12 protein-coding genes are annotated in these 16133 nt (G+C 74.3%); 3 read left to right on the top strand and 9 right to left on the bottom strand.

Annotated elements, in window-relative coordinates:
* Positions 1-3 precede the first annotated feature (3 nt).
* The 5 genes from KUM40_RS29810 to KUM40_RS29790 form a co-directional block, all read right to left on the bottom strand.
* The gene (locus tag KUM40_RS29810; protein WP_217169297.1) at positions 4-1317 is read right to left on the bottom strand and encodes a CAP domain-containing protein; all 1314 of its coding nucleotides are present in this window, start codon (positions 1315-1317) and stop codon (positions 4-6) included.
* 123 nt (positions 1318-1440) lie between these two features.
* A complete protein-coding gene (locus KUM40_RS29805; protein ID WP_217169814.1) occupies positions 1441-4407 on the bottom strand; it encodes a helix-turn-helix transcriptional regulator in 2967 nt (988 codons plus the stop codon).
* Between the two features lie 599 nt (positions 4408-5006).
* On the bottom strand, positions 5007-5360 hold the full coding sequence (locus tag KUM40_RS29800) for a UBP-type zinc finger domain-containing protein (RefSeq protein WP_217169296.1): 354 nt from the start codon (positions 5358-5360) through the stop codon (positions 5007-5009).
* Positions 5357-6799: an ATP-binding protein gene (locus tag KUM40_RS29795; protein ID WP_217169813.1), complete on the bottom strand. Its 1443-nt coding sequence runs from the start codon at positions 6797-6799 to the stop codon at positions 5357-5359. The genes KUM40_RS29800 and KUM40_RS29795 overlap by 4 nt, the downstream gene beginning before the upstream one ends.
* A gap of 11 nt (positions 6800-6810) precedes the next feature.
* Positions 6811-8487 (bottom strand): FAD-dependent oxidoreductase, encoded by a 1677-nt coding sequence (locus KUM40_RS29790; protein WP_217169295.1) that lies wholly within the window; start codon positions 8485-8487, stop codon positions 6811-6813.
* Positions 8488-8743: 256 nt separating this feature from the next.
* On the opposite strand from KUM40_RS29790, the gene KUM40_RS29785 reads away from it, so the two are divergent.
* A complete protein-coding gene (locus tag KUM40_RS29785) occupies positions 8744-9616 on the top strand; it encodes a universal stress protein (protein ID WP_217169294.1) in 873 nt (290 codons plus the stop codon).
* 19 nt (positions 9617-9635) lie between these two features.
* On the opposite strand, the gene KUM40_RS29780 is transcribed toward KUM40_RS29785, so the two are convergent.
* From KUM40_RS29780 to KUM40_RS29770, 3 genes are all read right to left on the bottom strand, one after another.
* Complete coding sequence (locus tag KUM40_RS29780; protein WP_217169293.1) at positions 9636-10868, bottom strand: DUF4032 domain-containing protein; 1233 nt, start codon at positions 10866-10868, stop codon at positions 9636-9638.
* 9 nt (positions 10869-10877) lie between these two features.
* On the bottom strand, positions 10878-11624 hold the full coding sequence (locus tag KUM40_RS29775) for an MBL fold metallo-hydrolase (protein WP_217169292.1): 747 nt from the start codon (positions 11622-11624) through the stop codon (positions 10878-10880).
* 75 nt (positions 11625-11699) lie between these two features.
* Complete coding sequence (locus KUM40_RS29770) at positions 11700-12338, bottom strand: alpha-ketoglutarate-dependent dioxygenase AlkB (protein WP_217169291.1); 639 nt, start codon at positions 12336-12338, stop codon at positions 11700-11702.
* Positions 12339-12470: 132 nt separating this feature from the next.
* Between KUM40_RS29770 and KUM40_RS29765 the strand changes: the two genes are divergently transcribed.
* Complete coding sequence (locus KUM40_RS29765) at positions 12471-13094, top strand: TetR/AcrR family transcriptional regulator (RefSeq protein WP_217169290.1); 624 nt, start codon at positions 12471-12473, stop codon at positions 13092-13094.
* 54 nt (positions 13095-13148) lie between these two features.
* On the top strand, positions 13149-14822 hold the full coding sequence (locus KUM40_RS29760) for an FAD-binding dehydrogenase (RefSeq protein WP_217169289.1): 1674 nt from the start codon (positions 13149-13151) through the stop codon (positions 14820-14822).
* A gap of 398 nt (positions 14823-15220) precedes the next feature.
* Here KUM40_RS29760 and KUM40_RS29755 read toward each other — a convergent pair whose 3' ends face one another.
* Positions 15221-16126, bottom strand: coding sequence for a LysR family transcriptional regulator ArgP (locus KUM40_RS29755; protein ID WP_217169288.1), 906 nt, complete (start codon positions 16124-16126; stop codon positions 15221-15223).
* Between the last annotated feature and the right edge of the window lie 7 nt (positions 16127-16133).

Here is a 16133-nt window from a genome sequence, read left to right as displayed (position 1 = left end):
CCTTCAGCCGCCGAAGAGCTGCGTCCAGTACGTGCCCGCCCGGCCGCCGCCGGCCAGGCCGACGCCGATGTGCGTGAAGTCGCCCTTGAGGATGTTGGCGCGGTGCCCGGGGCTGTTCATCCAGCCCTCGACCACGTCGGCGGGGGAGCGCTGGCCGCACGCTATGTTCTCGCCGACCGTCCGCCGGTCGGCGCCCGCCGCCGCGGCCCGGTCCCAGGGCTTGCCGCCGTCGGGGTCGGTGTGCGAGTAGAAGTCGCGGTTCACCATGTCCGCGCTGTGTGCCTGCGCGGCGGCGGTCAGCCGGGTGTCGACGGCCAGGGCCGGCAGTCCCGCCGCGGCCCGCCGCCGGTTGGTGAGGTCGACGACCTCCGCCGTCGTGCGGGCCAGGCCGTCCGGGGTGAGCGGCACGGCCCACAGCGCGGTCCAGTACGTGTCGCCGGAGGGGCCGCCGGTGACGTACCCCCACCCGGCGTGCGTGAAGGCGGCGCCGTGCAGCGTGTGCCGGGTGCGCTCGGTGCCCAGGCAGTACGCGACGAACTCGGCGGGCGTACGCGGGCCGGAGACCAGGTGCTCGCCGACGGTGAGATACGTGAACCCGGCGCGGACGACGCGCTGGTGGACCGAGACACCGTCCCGCGTCTCGACGCTCAGCGTCCCCGCGGCGGCCATGGCGGCGGCGTGCGCGCGGGCCGCGGAGACCAGGCGGGAATCGGCGCGGACGGGACGTGAACCGGCGGTGGACCGGGCGGAGTTGACCAGGCTCAGATAGCCGTCGGCGTCGGCGTCGCTGTCGCTGTCGGCCGCGGGTGGCGTCGGTGCCTCGGCGGGGGCCGGGGCGTCGTCCTCGACCTCCACCCCGAAGTCCCGGGCGAGACCGGCCAGCCCGTCGGCGTACCCCTGCCCCAGGGCGCGCAACTTCCAGCCCCCGCCACGCCGGTAGAACTCCACGAGCAGCAGCAGGGTCTCCCGCCCGGGACGCGCGGGGGTGAACCGGGTCACGGTCCGGCCGCGGGCGTCGGTGACATGGACGGTGGGGGAGGGGAGCGCGCTCAGCGCCGTGCCGGGGTCCGAGGGGCCGGCCGCCACCGTCACCCGGGTGGCACCGGGGCGCAGTCGTGCGGGATCGACGGTGAGCGTGTCCTCGCTCAGCCGGGCGCCGGGTGCCCGCGGCTGGTTGTAGAAGACGAAGTCCTCGTCGCCGCCGACCTTGCCGGCGTCGTCCGTGACCAGCGCCGACACGTCGAAGCCGCCGGGCACCCGTACGCTCACGGGACCGTCCGGCAGAGGGACGTTGCCCCCGGGGACCAACTCGCTCATCGTGCCGCCCTGTGTCCTTGTCGTCCTGGTTCGCGCGCCGGGTGGGGGGTGAGGGGATGCGGGATGCGGGATGCCGGTGCCGGGTCAACGTCCGTCGGGCGGCGGGGGTTCCCGGGGCCCGCGTCAGCGCGGCGACGTCGGCTCCGGAGCGATCAGACCCTGCCGGTAGGCGATGGCGACCGCCTCGGTGCGGCTCGCCGCGTTCACCTTGGCGAGGATGTTGGAGACGTGGACGCTCGCCGTCTTGGCGCTGATGAACAGTTCCTCGCCGATCTGGCGGTTGCTGCGGCCCAGGGCGAGCAGCCGCAGTACGTCCTGCTCGCGGGCGGTCAGCACCGCGGCGCCGCCCCCGCCCGGCGCCGGGTCCGTGAGCCGGCCGCGGCGGGCCAGGTCGTCGAGCCGCTCACGCAGCACCGTGGCGCCCAGCCGGTCGGCCTCCCGGCGTACGACGGCGGCCTCGGCGGCCGCCTCGTCACGGCGGTCGGCCGCCAGCAGGGCCTCGGCCAGCCGCAGTCGGCAGCGCAGGCGTTCGTAGGCGTCGCCGTACGCGAAGGCGGCCACCGCCTTCTCCCAGGACGCCGGGTCCGGTGCGGCGGCGGAGATCCGGGACCACTCGGCCTCCGCACGCGCCAGCCACGCCTGACCCTCCGGGCCCTGGGGCATGTCGTCGTAGCCGTGCTCGGCGGACCAGCGGGCGTCGGCCAGCAGTTCGGCCGCCGTGTCCGTCCAGCGGGCCACCCCCGCCCCGTCCCCGGCCCTGCGCAGCTCGACCACGGTGTCGGCGACCGCGGTCAGCGCGAGGGTGGCGAGCCGCACGGTCACGGTGGGCCGCGTGCCCGCCTCGGTGAGCGCCTCCACGCTGGACCGCATCCACCGCACGGCGTCCTCGGCGTCCCCGCGCAGCGCCGCCGCGTCGGTCAGCACGAGAGCCCCGACCATCCGCGCCATCCAGTCGAACGGCCCCTCCAGCAGGGCCCGGGCCCGCTCGGCCGCACCGAAGTCGCCGCGCGCCAGTGCCACGTACAGCCCCGGCCCGAGGGCGTGACCACTCACGGCCGGGCCCTGCCCGGGCTGCTCGGCGGACTCGCGCAGCACCTCGTCCCAGTGGCCCAGCGTGTACTGCACGAGCAGCCGCAGATACCGCATCTCGCGCGGGTACGGCGACGACAGCAGCCCGGCGCGGCGGGCCCGGTCAAGGCCCTCCGACGCCCAGGGCAGGCAGCCCTCCAGGTCACCGGATTCGACGCTGCCGATGGCGAGGTTGAACAGCGCGCGCAGCTCCACCGGCGCGTTGCCCGCCCGGCGTGCCAGTCCGCGTGCCTCCAGCAGCCGCTTGCGGCCCGCCGGGGTGCACCGGTTGCCGCCCTCCAGACCCGTCAGGGAGATCAGCAGATCGGCGCGCGCGTCGGTGACCCCCAGGTCCTCCGCGACCCGCAGGGCCCGGCGGGCCACCCGCAGCGCCGTCTCGTTCTCCCCGACCTGACGGGCCGCGGACACATGCGTGGCCGCCGCCCAGACCCACGTCGACGACGGCGGCTCCGCGGGAATCAGGCCCAGCGCCTCGGTGCTGTGGGCGTACGCCGCCGACTCGTTGTCGACGCTCAGCAGGTTCCCGGCGAGGGTGTAGCGGACGCGGGCGGCGAGTTCCAGGTCCGCGTCCTGGCCGAGGCCGGCCAGCGCGGACCGGGTGAGGGAGACCGCGCGGTGCAGCTCCCCGGCGTGCGCGGCGGCCGCCGAGGCGCGCAGCGTGAGCGTCACCGCGTCGGGTCCGGCGGGGCGCGCGGCGGAGTCGACCGCCGACCACAGGTCCAGGGCCGCCTCGACGTGCCGCAGCTCCTCGGCGGGGGCGCCGACGTGCTGGGCGTGGTCGGCGGCCTCCAGGGAGGCGGCGAGCGCCTCGGGCAGGTCGTGGCTCTCGCGGTAGTGGTGGGCGCGCTCGGCCGCGCTGTCGGACCGGCGGCCGGGCCCGGCGAGCAGCCGGGCGAACGCGCCGTGCAGCCGGGCCCGTTCACCGGGGAGCAGGTCCGCGTAGACCGCCTCCCGCGCGAGGGCGTGCCGGAAGGAATAGGCGCCCCCGTCGCCGGAGACCAGCAACTGCCGCTCCACCGCCTCGCGCAGCGCCGTCTCCAGCTCCTCCTCGGGCAGCCCGACGGCCTCCCGCAGCAGGTCGTGCCCCACCCGGCGGCCGGCGACGGCGGCGGTGCGCAGCACCTGCTGGGCGGTCCCGGAAAGCTGCTCGAACCGGATGAGCAGGACGTCGGCCAGCCCGCTGGGGACGCCGCCGGTGGGCGCGGCCGTGGCCGCCACCAGCTCCTCGGCGTAGAAGGCGTTGCCCTCGGCGCGTTCGACGATCCGGTGCACGGTGGTGTCCGGCAGCGGGCGCTGACGCAGCGAGCGCACCAGTTGGGCCACGTCGGCGTCCGGCAGCGGCCGCAGCTCCAGCCGCTCCACGCCCGGCAGGCGCACCAGCTCGGCCAGCAGCGGACGCAGCGGATGGCGGCGGTGCAGGTCGTCCGCCCGGTACGAGGCGAACAGCGCGAGCCGGTGGCCGGGCGCCCCGCCCGCAGGGCGCTGCAGCACTCCCCGGCTGAGCAGGAACCGCAGCAGGTCCCGGGAGGACTGGTCGGCCCAGTGCAGGTCCTCCAGGACCAGCAGCAGCGGCGCGACGTCCGCCAGGTCGGTGAGCAGGGCGGCCACGCCCTCGAAGAGCCGCAGCCGCGAGCGGGTGGCGGCGGTCCCGTCGTCCGGACCGCCGCCGAGCAGCCGGTCGGCCACCGGATGCGCGGCCAGCACGGCGGCGAACCGTTCGTCGGCGGCCAGCACGCCCAGGATCTCGGTGAACGGCAGATACGGCAGGCCGACGTCGCCCAGGTCCACACAGTGCCCGGTGAGCACGGTCGTCCCGGCCGCGACGGCCCGGCCCGCGACCTCGTCCAGGGTCCGGGTCTTGCCGACCCCGGCGTCCCCGGCGACGAGGACGGCGCGGGCCTCGCCGGCGCGGGCGCGTTCCAGTACGCCGGTGAGACGCGCGAGTTCGTCCTCGCGGCCGACGAGCGGGCTGGTGAGTGAGGTCTGCGGCACGCTCCCCATCCTGGCACGCGGGTCCGACAACCGGTCCCTCCACAGTGGTGCGGGCCGCCTCGGCGCCCGGCGACATCGCATCGCCCGGGACACACTCCGCGACGCGCGCCGAACGCGGACAGCGTGATCCAACGGCCTGCACGACCGCCTCACGGCCCGCCCAGACCGGCCTTGGCGCGCTCGCCCTGGCCGGGGGCACTCGCTGGTGCGTGCCGGATGGGGACGGCGTGATGCAGCGGTCTGGACGTTCGCTTCGCGGTCCGCTCAGGCCGGCCTTGGCGTGCTTGTCCTCGCCGGGCGCGTTTGCCCTGGCCGGGGGCACTCGCCGGTGCGTGCCGGATGGGGACGGCATGATTCAACGGCCTGCACGACCGCCTCGCGGCCCGCTCACACCGGCCTTGGCGCGCTCGCCTCGCCGGGGACGCTCGCTGGTGCGTGCCGGATGGGGACGGCGTGATGCAGCGGTCTGGACGTTCGCTTCGCGGCCCGCGCAGACCGGCCTTGGTGCGCTCGCCCTCGCCGGGCGTGCTCGCCCCGCCGGGACACTCCCCGGCGTGTGTGGATCATCCCGGGAGTCGTCAGCGGTCGCCGGAGGGGACCGCATGGGCTCAGCGTCGCAGCGTCGCGGCCCAGTCCGCCGGGACCCGGCCGGCGGGTCCGGGTGTGGGCTGGTCGGCGGGGTGGCTGCCCGGCGCGGCGAGCCGCGGGCCGGACTCCCGGACCTCGTTGGTCGCGTAGTCCCAGTACCAGTCCTCGTCCGGTTCGAAGCTCTGCACCACCGGGTGGCCGGTGGACCGGTAGTGGCCGGTCGCGTGCTGCCCGGGTGAGCTGTCGCAGCAGCCGACGTGGCCGCAGCTCGCACAGCGCCGCAGATGGAACCACCAGCCTCCGGCCGCGTCGCACTCGGCGCAGCCGGTGCCGCTCGGCGGGACGGTGGGGTCGATTCCGGTGTCGCTGGTCATACCGGCTCCTCGGTCGGATCGGTTTCCGTGGAGGTGAGCGGCAGGAGCACCTGGAAACGGGTGTCGCCCGGCACGGACTCGACCTGGAGCGTGCCGTGGTGCTTGTTGACCACGATCCGCCAGGAGATGTCCAGGCCGAGCCCGGTGCCCTCGCCCACCGGCTTGGTGGTGAAGAACGGGTCGAAGATGCGCTCCCGGATCTCCGGGGCGATCCCGGTGCCGGTGTCCCGGAACTCCACCAGCAGCCGGTCGTGATGGAGCGCGGTCCGCACACTCAGCGTGCCCTCGCCGCCCGCGCCGTTCACCGCGGCGACCGCGTTGTCGATCAGGTTGGTCCACACCTGGTTCAGTTCCGCCGGATACGCCGGGATCTGAGGAACCGTACGGTCGTACTCCTTGACGACCTCGATCCGCGGGCCGATCTTCCCGGAGAGCATCAGCAGGGTGCTGTCGAGGAGTTCGTGGACGTCGACCGTCCGGTAGGGCGCCCGGTCGAGCTGCGCGTACTGCTTGGCCGCGTCCACGAGGTGCGAGATGCGGGCGGTGGAGTCCGCGATCTCGTTCATCAGCAGCTCTGTCTCGACCGTGTAGTTGAGCCAGCCCACCGCTCCCGGCAGGATCTCCTCGTCGACGGCCGCCGCGACCTGCTCCAGCCACTCCGTGTCCAGACCGGCCTGCACGAAGGTCGGCGCGAGCTGCCAGCCGTGCTCGATGCCGTGGTCCTCCAGCCAGTCGCCGAGGGCGTCCTCCCGGTCGGCGGCCTCCAGCGGGCTGAGCGAGGGCGCCTTGGCGACCCGCTCCGCCGTGCGCTCCTGTATCTCGATGAGTCCCGCGAGCGCGTCGCGGGAGAACGGGCCCTCGGCGATCACGGCGAGCTTGTGCCGCATCTTCGCCACCCGCTCCCGCAGCGTCGAGGTGGCCCGTACCGCGGCCGCCGCCGGGTTGTTCAGCTCGTGCGTGAGACCGGCGGACAGCGAGCCCAGCGCCAGCAGCCGTTCGCGCTGACCGATGGCGCGCTGGGTGTTCTTGGACCCGAAGAAGAGCCCCTCCAGCAGATGCACCGCCATCGGGAACCACTCCCGCATGACGGCCGCGAAGGTGTCGGCCGGGAGCACGAAGAACCGCGTCGGCCCGGTGACCCGCATGGAGTTGTTGTAGACCTGCGGCACCCGGTCACCGACGTACGCCTGCATCGCGCCCGCGTACACCCCGGGCTGCTGGGTGCGGTTGGTCTCCACGTCGTCCCCGCCGACCCGGCGGGTCAGCACGACCGACCCCTCCAGCATCACGTAGAAGCACGTGGCGTCCTCGCCCTCGGTGTACACCGGCCCGGGCTCGAACAGCTCCACGCGGCCCTCGGCGCACAGCCGGCCGAGCTGCTCGGGCGTCAGCTTCTCGAACAGGAACAGCTCCCCGATCTCCTCGGGGCTGCAGGGCATCGGCCGCCCGCTCACGACTGCTCCAGATAACGGTGGACGAGCATCACGGCCATGGCTCCCTCTCCGACGGCGGACGCGACCCGCTTGGCGGACTCCGCGCGGGCGTCGCCCGCCACGAACACGCCAGGGACGCTGGTCTCCAGGTGGTACGGCGGCCGGTCCAGCTCCCAGTCGGCCGGTGGCCGCCCGTCCGGCGTCAGGTCGGGCCCGGCGAGGATGAACCCGCGCTCGTCCCGCAGCACCGTGCCGTCCAGCCAGTCGGTCCGCGGGGCCGCCCCGATGAACACGAACAGCCACTGCGCGTCGACGAGTTCCGTGCCGCCGTCCGCCGCGTCGCGCAGGGTCAGCCGCTCCAGGTGGCCGTCGCCGTGCGCGCTCTCGACGACCGTGCCGCAGCGCACGCGGATGTTGGGCGTCTCCTCGATCTGCTGGATCAGGTAGTACGACATCGACGCCGCCAGCGACGCGCCGCGCACCAGCAGTGTCACCGACTTGGCGCCCCGGGCCAGGTACATCGCCGCCTGCCCGGCGGAGTTGGCGCCGCCGACGATGTACACGTCGTGGCCCTGGCAGGAGGCCGCCTCGGTCAGCGCCGAGCCGTAGAACACCCCGCAGCCGGTCAGGTCGTCCGTGCCCGGCGCGGGCAGTTGCCGGTAGGAGACGCCGGTCGCCAGGATCACGCTGTGCGCGGCGATCGCCGAGCCGTCCGAGAACCGGACGATCCGCGCCGCGCCGCCCGCCTCAAGACCGGTCACCTCGCGCGCGGTGAGGATCTCGGCGCCGAACTTCGCGGCCTGCCGCCGGGCCCGCTCGGTGAGCTGGCCGCCGGACACGCCGTCGGGGAAGCCGAGGTAGTTCTCGATGCGGGAGCTCTGCCCGGCCTGCCCGCCGGTCGCCGACCGCTCCACCAGCACCGTCCGCAGCCCCTCCGAGGCCCCGTACACGGCCGCGCCGAGCCCGGCCGGGCCGCCGCCGATCACCACCAGGTCGTAGAAGTCGGCCGTCGGCGTGGTCGCCAGACCGACCCGCGCGGCCAGGTCGGGCGCCTCCGGCTCCACCAGCGGGGTCCCGTCCGGCGTGATCACCACCGGCAGCCGCTGACCGTCCTGGCCGGCCGCCGACAGCAGCCGCCGCCCCTCCGGGTCGTCACAGGAGTACCAGCGGTACGGCACCTGGTTGCGGGCCAGGAACTCCCGGACCTCCGAGGATCGTGCCGACCAGCGGTGCCCGACGACCTTGGTGCTGGGCACCGGCCGGTGATCACCGGCGCGCCAGGCCTGGAGCAGGTCGTCCAGGACCGGGTACAGCTTCTCCTCGGGCGGGTCCCAGGGCTTGAGCAGGTAGTGGTCCAGGTCGACGACGTTGATCGCGTCGATCGCCGCGTGGGTGTCCGCGTACGCCGTCAGCAGCACTCGCCGGGCGCCCGGATACACGTCCAGGGCCTGTTCGAGGAACTCGATGCCGTTCATCTGCGGCATCCGGAAGTCGGCCAGGAGCACGGCCACCAGGTCACCGCGCAGCTTCAGCTCACGCAGCGCCTCGAGCGCCGACTCGCCGGACTCCGCGCGCACGATCCGGTACGTGGCGCCGTAGCGCCGCCGCAGATCGCGGGCGACGGCGCGGGAGACCCCCGGATCGTCGTCCACGGTCATGATGACGGTCCGTGTCTCCGCGTCGGCCTGTGCCATGCGTCCCCCACGTCGAGCGGCCGGATTCACGGCACGGCGTCCCCGTCACCGCACCGGCCTGCAGCCCATCGTATGTTCGATCGCCGCAGCTTGCTCGGGCGGCGCGGAGGCACCGGCCCCCGCGCGCCTCCCTGCCGCTCCCCTCCCCGCTCTCCGCTTCCCGTCCCCGCTCCCCGCGCCCCCTGCGAGGTCACGGGGCGGCTTGGGGAAGACTGGGCCCATGAACGACGTGAGTGCGACACAGGGAGGGACCCGCATGACGCGCCCGATCACGGCAGGGGTGGACGGTTCCGAGGAGAGTCTGGCCGCACTGGCCTGGGCCGCCAGGGAGGCGGTCCGCCGCGGAAGCCCGCTGCACGTCGTGCACGCGTGGCGGTTCCAGGGGCAGGGGGTGGCCGGCACGGTGGACCGGGACACCCAGGAGCGGTGGGTGCGGCAGTCCGTCGCCGAGTCGGTCGGGACCGTCACCGGACGGCACCCGGACCTCACGGTGTCCACCGAGATCCGCGAGGGCGACGACGTCGCGGCACTGCTCGCCGCCGCGGCCGACGCCGAGACGCTGGTGCTCGGCTCGCGCGGGCACGGGGCGGTCGTCGGCTTCCTGCTCGGCTCGGTCGGCCGGCAGGTGATCGCCGAGGCGACCCGGCCGGTCGTCCTCGTGCGGGCCGGCGACGAGGCCGCCACCGAGGCCGCGGGCCGCGAGGTGGTCGTGGGCCAGCAGGGCGAGCCGGAGGACAGCGCCGACGTCATCGGGTTCGCCTTCGAGTCGGCCGCCGCGCGCGGCGCCACCGTGCGGGCCGTGCGGGCCTGGACCCTGCCGACGGTGTTCACCTACAGCCCCGGCTCGATGGCGCTCGCCGACGAGGCCGGAGGCCTGGAGCAGTACGAGCGGAAGGCGCTCGGCGAGGCCCTCGGGCCGTGGCGCGAGCGCTTCCCCGACGTGCCGGTGGTCGAGCACGTGGAGATGGGCAGTGCCGGCCAGGTGCTGCTCTCGGCGGCCGGCGGCGCGCAGTTGACGGTCGTCGGCCGCCGCGCCCGCCGTACCGCCGTCGGCGCCCGGATCGGCTCGGTGGCGCACGGCGTACTGCACCACGCCGAGTGCCCGGTGGCGGTGGTCCCGCACACGTGAGGACCCGGTACGCCGCCGTTCAGTCCGCCGTGGGCCGGAGGGTCTCGCGGGCCCTGGGCAGGACGGTGACGATGTAGTCGTCGACGGCCGTGTCCAGGCCGATGTCGTGCTGCGCCCGCTCGGACAGGTACCAGCGGTGTTCCAGCAGCTCGTGGTAGATCTGCGCCGGGTCCATCGCACCGCGCAGCTCCACCGGCACCGCGCGCACGGTGGGCCGGAAGACCTCGCGCACCCAGCGGTGGGCGAGGACCTCCGGCCGGGCACCGAGGGGGTCGCCCGGGGCGTAGTCGTCCTGGGTGGCCATCCAGCTCTCCAGGTCGGTGAGCAGCCGCCTGGCCTGGTTCTCCTCGGCGTCCAGGCCGGTCAGGCGCAGCAGTTGGCGCTGGTGGTGACCGGCGTCGACCACCTTGGGCACGAAGGTGACCGTGTCGCCGTTGGAGGCGTGCTCGATCTGCATCTCGGCCACGTCGAAGCCGAGGTCGTTGAGGCGCCGGATCCGGCGCTCGATGTAGTGGTACTTGCCCGCCGGATAGACGGAGGTGCGGGTCAGCTCCTGCCACAGGCGTCCGTAGCGGGCGCAGATCTCGGTACCGAAGTCCACCGGGTCGACGGAGGGGTGCAGCGCCCCCGACGCCTCCAGGTCGAGCAGCTCGCCGCTGATGTTCACCCGGGCGAGGTCGAGGTCGTAGTCGCGCTGCCCGGGGCTGAGCCGGGGGTGCAGTTCCCCGGTCTCGGCGTCGACCAGATAGGCGGCGTAGGCGCCCGCGTCGCGCCGGAAGAGGGTGTTGGACAGCGAGCAGTCGCCCCAGGCGAACCCGGCCAGGTGCAGCCGGACCAGCAGCACCGCGAGGGCGTCCATCAGCCGGTGCATGGTCGCCGGGCGCAGCGTCGTCTCGAACATCGACCGGTACGGCTGCGAGCCGCCCAGGTGCCGGGTGACGAGCACCGGTTCCAGCGCGTCGCCCGCGGCGTCGGTGCGGCCGGTGATCACGGCCAGCGCGTCCACCGCCGGGATGGCGAGCCGGTCCAGGTCGCGCAGCAACTGGTACTCGCGCAGCGCGGGCCGTTCGGCCAGCTCCTTGACCGCGATCACCTCGTCGCCGGCGCGCGCGTAGCGGACCACGTGCCGGGAGATGCCGCGCGGCAGCGGCACGAGGTACTCCTCGGGCCACTGCTCCAGCGGCGTCTGCCAGGGCAGTTCGAGCAGGAGCGCGGGGTGCTCCGGGTTGGTGGCGCTGATCTGCAAGGCCATGCCCCGACTCTAGAACGCCCGTTCCCGGGCCTGTGCCGCGGCGTCCTTCACCGGCCCGCGGTGGGCGGGACCGTGCCCGGGGAGCAGGAGGTCGCCCTCGAGACCGGCGAGGACGTCCAGCGAGGCGACCGCCCGCACCCGGTCGTGGTGAAACATGTCGGGCAGCAACTGCGGTCCCCCGACCCGGGAGACGGCGTGCCCGCTCACCAGCGCGTCGCCGGAGATCACCACCCCGGCGTCGGGGAGGTGGTAGGCGCAGTGGCCGTCGGTGTGCCCGGGGGTGTGCACCGGCACCGGCCGCCCGGGCAGGTCGAGGGGACCGTCCGCCGGGAAGGGCGCGGGTGAGGTCACCGGGTGCTGCTCGGTGCCGCCGTTGCGCAGCACATGCACCGTCCACGGCAGGACACCCGGCCGCCAGGCGTTGCGCAGCACCGTGCCGACCGACACCTGCTGGAGGAAGTCCCGTCGGGCATGGGGCACCTCGGCCTCGTGGAGCAGCACGGGGGTGCCGTGGGCGGCGCGCAGGTACTCGGCCGAGCCCAGGTGGTCGTTGTGGGCGTGGGTGATCAGTACGGCCGCCACCGCCTCGGGCGAACTGCCGACGGCGGCCAGGGAGTCGAGCAGCAGCCCGCGGTCGCCGGGATAGCCGGTGTCGACGAGGGTCACCGCGTCGCCGTCGGTGAGGATGACCCAGTTGGTGTTGCCGCCGTGCACCAGATGGGTGCCGTCGGCCACTTGCCGTACGTGCGCGCTCATGATCTCCCGCATTCCAGGTGGCTGCCCCGCGAGGACAGCCAACCAGAAGCGGCACGCGGATCGCGGCGCGACCCCTCAGCGCACGCCGTGCGGGCGGAACTGGACGCTGACGCGGGGCCCGGCGGCGCGGGTGCTCTTGGGTACGCAGTGCTCCCAGGTGCGCTGGCAGGAGCCGCCCATCACGATCAGGTCGCCGTGGCCCAGCGGGCGCCGCACGGTCTCGCCGCCGCCCCCGCCCCCGCCCGCCGGTCGCAGCAGTAGGTCCCGGGGTGCTCCGACCGAGAGGATGGCGACCATCGTGTCCTGGCGCGCTCCGCGCCCGATCCGGTCGCCGTGCCAGGCGACGCTGTCCCGGCCGTCGCGGTAGTGGCAGAGCCCCGCCGTCGTGAACGGCTCGCCCAGCTCCTCGGCGTAGTGCGCGGACAGCGCGTCGCGCGCCTCGGACAGCAGCGGGTGCGGCAGCGGGTCGCCCGCGCCGTAGAACGCGAGCAGCCGGGGTACGTCGACCACCTGGTCGTACATGGCACGCCGCTCCGCGCGCCAGGGGACCTCGGCGGCCAGCCGCTCGAACAGCGCGTCGGCACCGCCCAGCCACCCCGGGAGCAGGTCGATCCAGGCCCCGGAGCCGAGGTGGGTGCGGCGCAGTCCGTCGAGGGAGCCGAGCCGGACCTCGTCGGACTGGTCGAAGAGCGAGCCCTGGAGGTGCGTGGTCATGGAACCAGCGTACTCCTCATTCGAATATACGTTCTATCGTTGCCAATCGCTGCTCGAGCCCTTTCGATACATTGGTGTATCCGATACATTCACGCATCGAAACGCGGGGAAACGACGAGAGGGAGCCGGGGCATGGCGGTCGGGGCGACGGACGGGCGGGTGACCAGGCGGCGCGTGCGGACCCGCGCCAACCTCCTGGACGCCGCCTTCGCGGTGTTCGCCGCCAAGGGGTTCGGCCGGGTGTCGATCGAGGAGGTCTGCGAGGCGGCCGGATACAGCCGGGGTGCCTTCTACTCGAACTTCGACAGCCTCGACGAGCTGTTCTTCGCCCTCTACCGGGACCGGGCCGAACTGATCGCGGAGCAGGTCTCCGGCGCGCTCGCGCTGGACGGGCCGGGCCTTGACGTACCCGCCGCCGTGGAGCGCGTCACCGAGGTGCTGCTCCTGGACCGGGACTGGCTCCTGGTGAAGACGGACTTCCTGGTGCATGCCGCCCGCGACCCGGAGGTGGCGCGGACCCTGCTGGAGCACCGGGCCCGCCTCAGACGCGCGATCGCCGACCGGCTCGCCCGGGCACGCGGGCACACCACCCTGCCCGCCGTGCTGGGCGACGCCGACGGCGCGGCGCACGCCGTGGTCGCCGCGTACGACGGGGTCACCACCCAACTGCTCCTGGACCGGGACGCCGGGCACGCCCGGGTCTGGCTGGGACAACTGCTCACCGCGCTGCTCACCGAGGGCGGCACGCGTCAATGACGGAACAGACCCATCACGAAACAGACCCATGACGGAACAGAAGGGACGGTCGCCATGGATGCCGACGTCATCGTGGTCGGAGCGGGCCTGGCGGGCCTGGTCGCGGCCCACGAACTGACCAGCCGCGGCCGGCGGGTCGCCCTGGTCGACCAGGAGAACGCGGCCAACCTCGGCGGACAGGCCTTCTGGTCCTTCGGCGGCCTCTTCCTCGTCGACTCGCCCGAGCAGCGGCGGCTCGGCGTCAAGGACTCCTTCGACCTGGCCTGGAACGACTGGCAGGGCAGCGCCGGCTTCGACCGGACCGAGGACGAGGACTCCTGGGCCGTGCGCTGGGCCAGGGCGTACGTCGAGTGGGCGGCGGGGGAGAAGCGGTCCTGGCTGGCCGGACACGGCATCACCTTCCTGCCCACCGTGGGCTGGGCCGAGCGCGGCGACCTGAGGGCCGACGGGCACGGCAACTCCGTGCCCCGGTTCCACATCGCCTGGGGCACCGGCACGGGAGTGGTCGAGCCCTTCGTACGCCACGCGAAGCAGGCCGCGCGCGACGGACTGCTCACCTTCCACCACCGCCACCGCGTCGACCACCTGGTCGTCGAGGGCGGCACCGCGCGCGGGGTGCGCGGCACGGTCCTCGCCGCGGACGACTCGCCGCGCGGCGTCACCTCCAACCGCGACGCCGCAGGCGAGTTCGAACTCACCGCCCAGGCCGTGATCGTCACCTCCGGCGGCATCGGCGCCGACCACGACATCGTCCGCCGCCACTGGCCCGAGCGCCTGGGCACCCCGCCCGCCGAGATGGTCACCGGCGTCCCCGCCTACGTCGACGGGCGGATGCTCGACATCAGCGCCGAGGCGGGCGCACGCCTGGTCAACCGCGACCGGATGTGGCACTACACCGAGGGCGTGCGCAACTGGGACCCGATCTGGCCCGGCCACGGCATCCGCATCCTGCCCGGACCGTCCTCGATGTGGTTCGACGCCCTCGGCCGCCGGCTGCCCGAGCCCTGCCTGCCCGGCTACGACACCCTCGGCACCCTGCGCCACCTGCGCACCGCCGAGGACCTCGCGGGCCACGACCACTCCTGGTTCATCCTCACCCAGAAGATCATCGAGAAGGAGTTCGCGCTCTCCGGCTCCGAGCAGAACCCCGACATCACCGCCAAGGACCGCGCCGGCTTCCTGCGGACCCGCCTCCTCGGCAAGGGAGCCCCGGGCCCCGTGGACGCCTTCCTGCGCAACGGCGCCGACTTCGTGAGCGCGCCGAACCTGGAGCAACTGGTGGAGAAGATGAACCGGTTGACCGACAAGCCGCTCCTGGACGCCGCCGCACTCCGGCGCCAGATCGAGGCCCGCGACCTCCAGATGGCCAACCCGTACGCCAAGGACGCCCAGGTCCAGGGCATCCGCAACGCCCGCCGCTACATCGGCGACCGCCTCGGCCGGGTGGCGACCCCGCACCGCGTCCTCGACCCCGCGGCGGGCCCGCTGATCGGCGTCAAGCTGCACATCCTCACCCGCAAGACCCTCGGCGGCATCCAGACCGACCTCGACTCCCGCGCGCTGGGCGCCGACGGCACCCCCGTCGAGGGCCTGTACGCGGCCGGCGAGGTGGCCGGCTTCGGCGGCGGCGGGGTGCACGGCTACAACGCGCTGGAGGGCACCTTCCTCGGCGGCTGCCTGTTCTCCGGCCGGGCGGCGGGCCGGGCCGCGGCCCGCCAGACCGCCTGAGGCCCGCCGGGCCGCCCGGGCGAGCGCCCGTGGTGGCCGGGCGGCGTCAGCCGGACCTCCGGCGCACCGCCTCGCGCCGCTTGAGCGCACGGCGCTCCAACCCTAATCTTGCGTGGGTGTCCCCGGCTTCGGCCGGGGAGGGAAACGCATCCTGCGTACCGGAGCCGCGAAGCGACGTAGTACGCTGCGTACCTGCTTCGGCAGCGGTCAGGGCTTGGCCGTCTGCCGACTCCTTGGAGTCGGTGGAGAAGCTCCCTCGTTCACGAGGGAGAGGAGTCACCAAAGTCACCTGCGATCGGGGGGTATCGTTCGCGCCCTCGTGCATGGCTTACTCCGCTGCGGGTGACCTGTCGACAGCGGGGCGAAACCGGTGCGTCGCCCCGCGCGGTGCCGGGTGCCTACCGGCGCAGCGCCGCACCGGCCGTCGCCACCACCGCGTCCGCCACCTTGGCCAGCGCCGGGGAGTCGAGCTTCCACTGCTGCCAGTACAGCGGGACGTCCACCGCCAGGTCCGGGGCGAAGCCCACCAGCCGGCCGGTGCGCAGCAGGGGATCCGCCTGCGGCTGCGGCACCATGCCCCAGCCCAGACCGGCGGCGACGGCCTCGACGAAGCCCTCCGAGGTCGGCACGTAGTGCCGCGCCGCGCTCGCGCCGTCGTGACCGAGCCGCCGCGCGAAGGCGTCCTGGAAGTCGTCCCGCCGGTCGAAGACCACCACGGGAGCCTCGGCGACGGTCTCGCGGGGCGGCCCCTCCAGGTGCCGTGCGGCGAAGTCGGGGGCGGCGCAGGGGAGATACCGCATCCGACCCAGCGTCCGGACCGTGCAGCCCGGCACCGGTTCGGGCGACGACGTGACCGCCGCCATCACCACGCCCTCCCGCAGCAGCGCCGCCGTGTGGCTCTCGTCCTCGCGGCGCAGCTCGAAGCAGAGCGCGGGCTCCCGGGGAAGGCGCGTGAGGGCGGGCAGGAACCAGGTCGCCAGCGAGTCCGCGTTCACCGCCACCGACACCCGGGTCGGCTCACCCGCCTCCCGCAGCCCCAGCTCGGCACAGGCGTCCCGCTCCAGCCGCGCCACCTGGCGGGCCAGCCGCACCAGCACCGCACCGGAATCGGTCGCCCGCACCGGCTTGGTGCGCAGCAGCAGCACCCGGCCGGTGCGCTGCTCCAGCGCCTTCACCCGCTGGCTGACCGCGGACGGCGTCACGTGCAGCGCGGCGGCGGCCGCGTCGAACGTGCCCTCGTCCACGACGGCCAGCAGCGTGCGCACCTGGTCCAGGGGCAGATCGGCGAACACCGCTGTCGTCATCACAAGA

This window comes from Streptomyces sp. AC512_CC834 (genome assembly GCF_019049325.1).
In the GTDB taxonomy this organism is placed as follows: domain Bacteria; phylum Actinomycetota; class Actinomycetes; order Streptomycetales; family Streptomycetaceae; genus Streptomyces.
This window is presented reverse-complemented; position numbering and strand designations above follow the sequence as displayed.

Bases quoted from the DNA above. Each gene is read 5' to 3' on its own strand.
- KUM40_RS29805 (WP_217169814.1), bottom strand. From the start codon at position 4,407: ATGGGGAGCGTGCCGCAGACCTCACTCACCAGCCCGCTCGTCGGCCGC.
- KUM40_RS29800 (WP_217169296.1), bottom strand. From the start codon at position 5,360: ATGACCAGCGACACCGGAATCGACCCCACCGTCCCGCCGAGCGGCACC.
- KUM40_RS29755 (WP_217169288.1), bottom strand. From the start codon at position 16,126: ATGACGACAGCGGTGTTCGCCGATCTGCCCCTGGACCAGGTGCGCACG.
- KUM40_RS29780 (WP_217169293.1), bottom strand. From the start codon at position 10,868: ATGGCCTTGCAGATCAGCGCCACCAACCCGGAGCACCCCGCGCTCCTG.
- KUM40_RS29770 (WP_217169291.1), bottom strand. From the start codon at position 12,338: ATGACCACGCACCTCCAGGGCTCGCTCTTCGACCAGTCCGACGAGGTC.
- KUM40_RS29760 (WP_217169289.1), top strand. From the start codon at position 13,149: ATGGATGCCGACGTCATCGTGGTCGGAGCGGGCCTGGCGGGCCTGGTC.
- KUM40_RS29810 (WP_217169297.1), bottom strand. From the start codon at position 1,317: ATGAGCGAGTTGGTCCCCGGGGGCAACGTCCCTCTGCCGGACGGTCCC.
- KUM40_RS29785 (WP_217169294.1), top strand. From the start codon at position 8,744: ATGACGCGCCCGATCACGGCAGGGGTGGACGGTTCCGAGGAGAGTCTG.
- KUM40_RS29795 (WP_217169813.1), bottom strand. From the start codon at position 6,799: ATGCCCTGCAGCCCCGAGGAGATCGGGGAGCTGTTCCTGTTCGAGAAG.
- KUM40_RS29790 (WP_217169295.1), bottom strand. From the start codon at position 8,487: ATGGCACAGGCCGACGCGGAGACACGGACCGTCATCATGACCGTGGAC.
- KUM40_RS29775 (WP_217169292.1), bottom strand. From the start codon at position 11,624: ATGAGCGCGCACGTACGGCAAGTGGCCGACGGCACCCATCTGGTGCAC.
- KUM40_RS29765 (WP_217169290.1), top strand. From the start codon at position 12,471: ATGGCGGTCGGGGCGACGGACGGGCGGGTGACCAGGCGGCGCGTGCGG.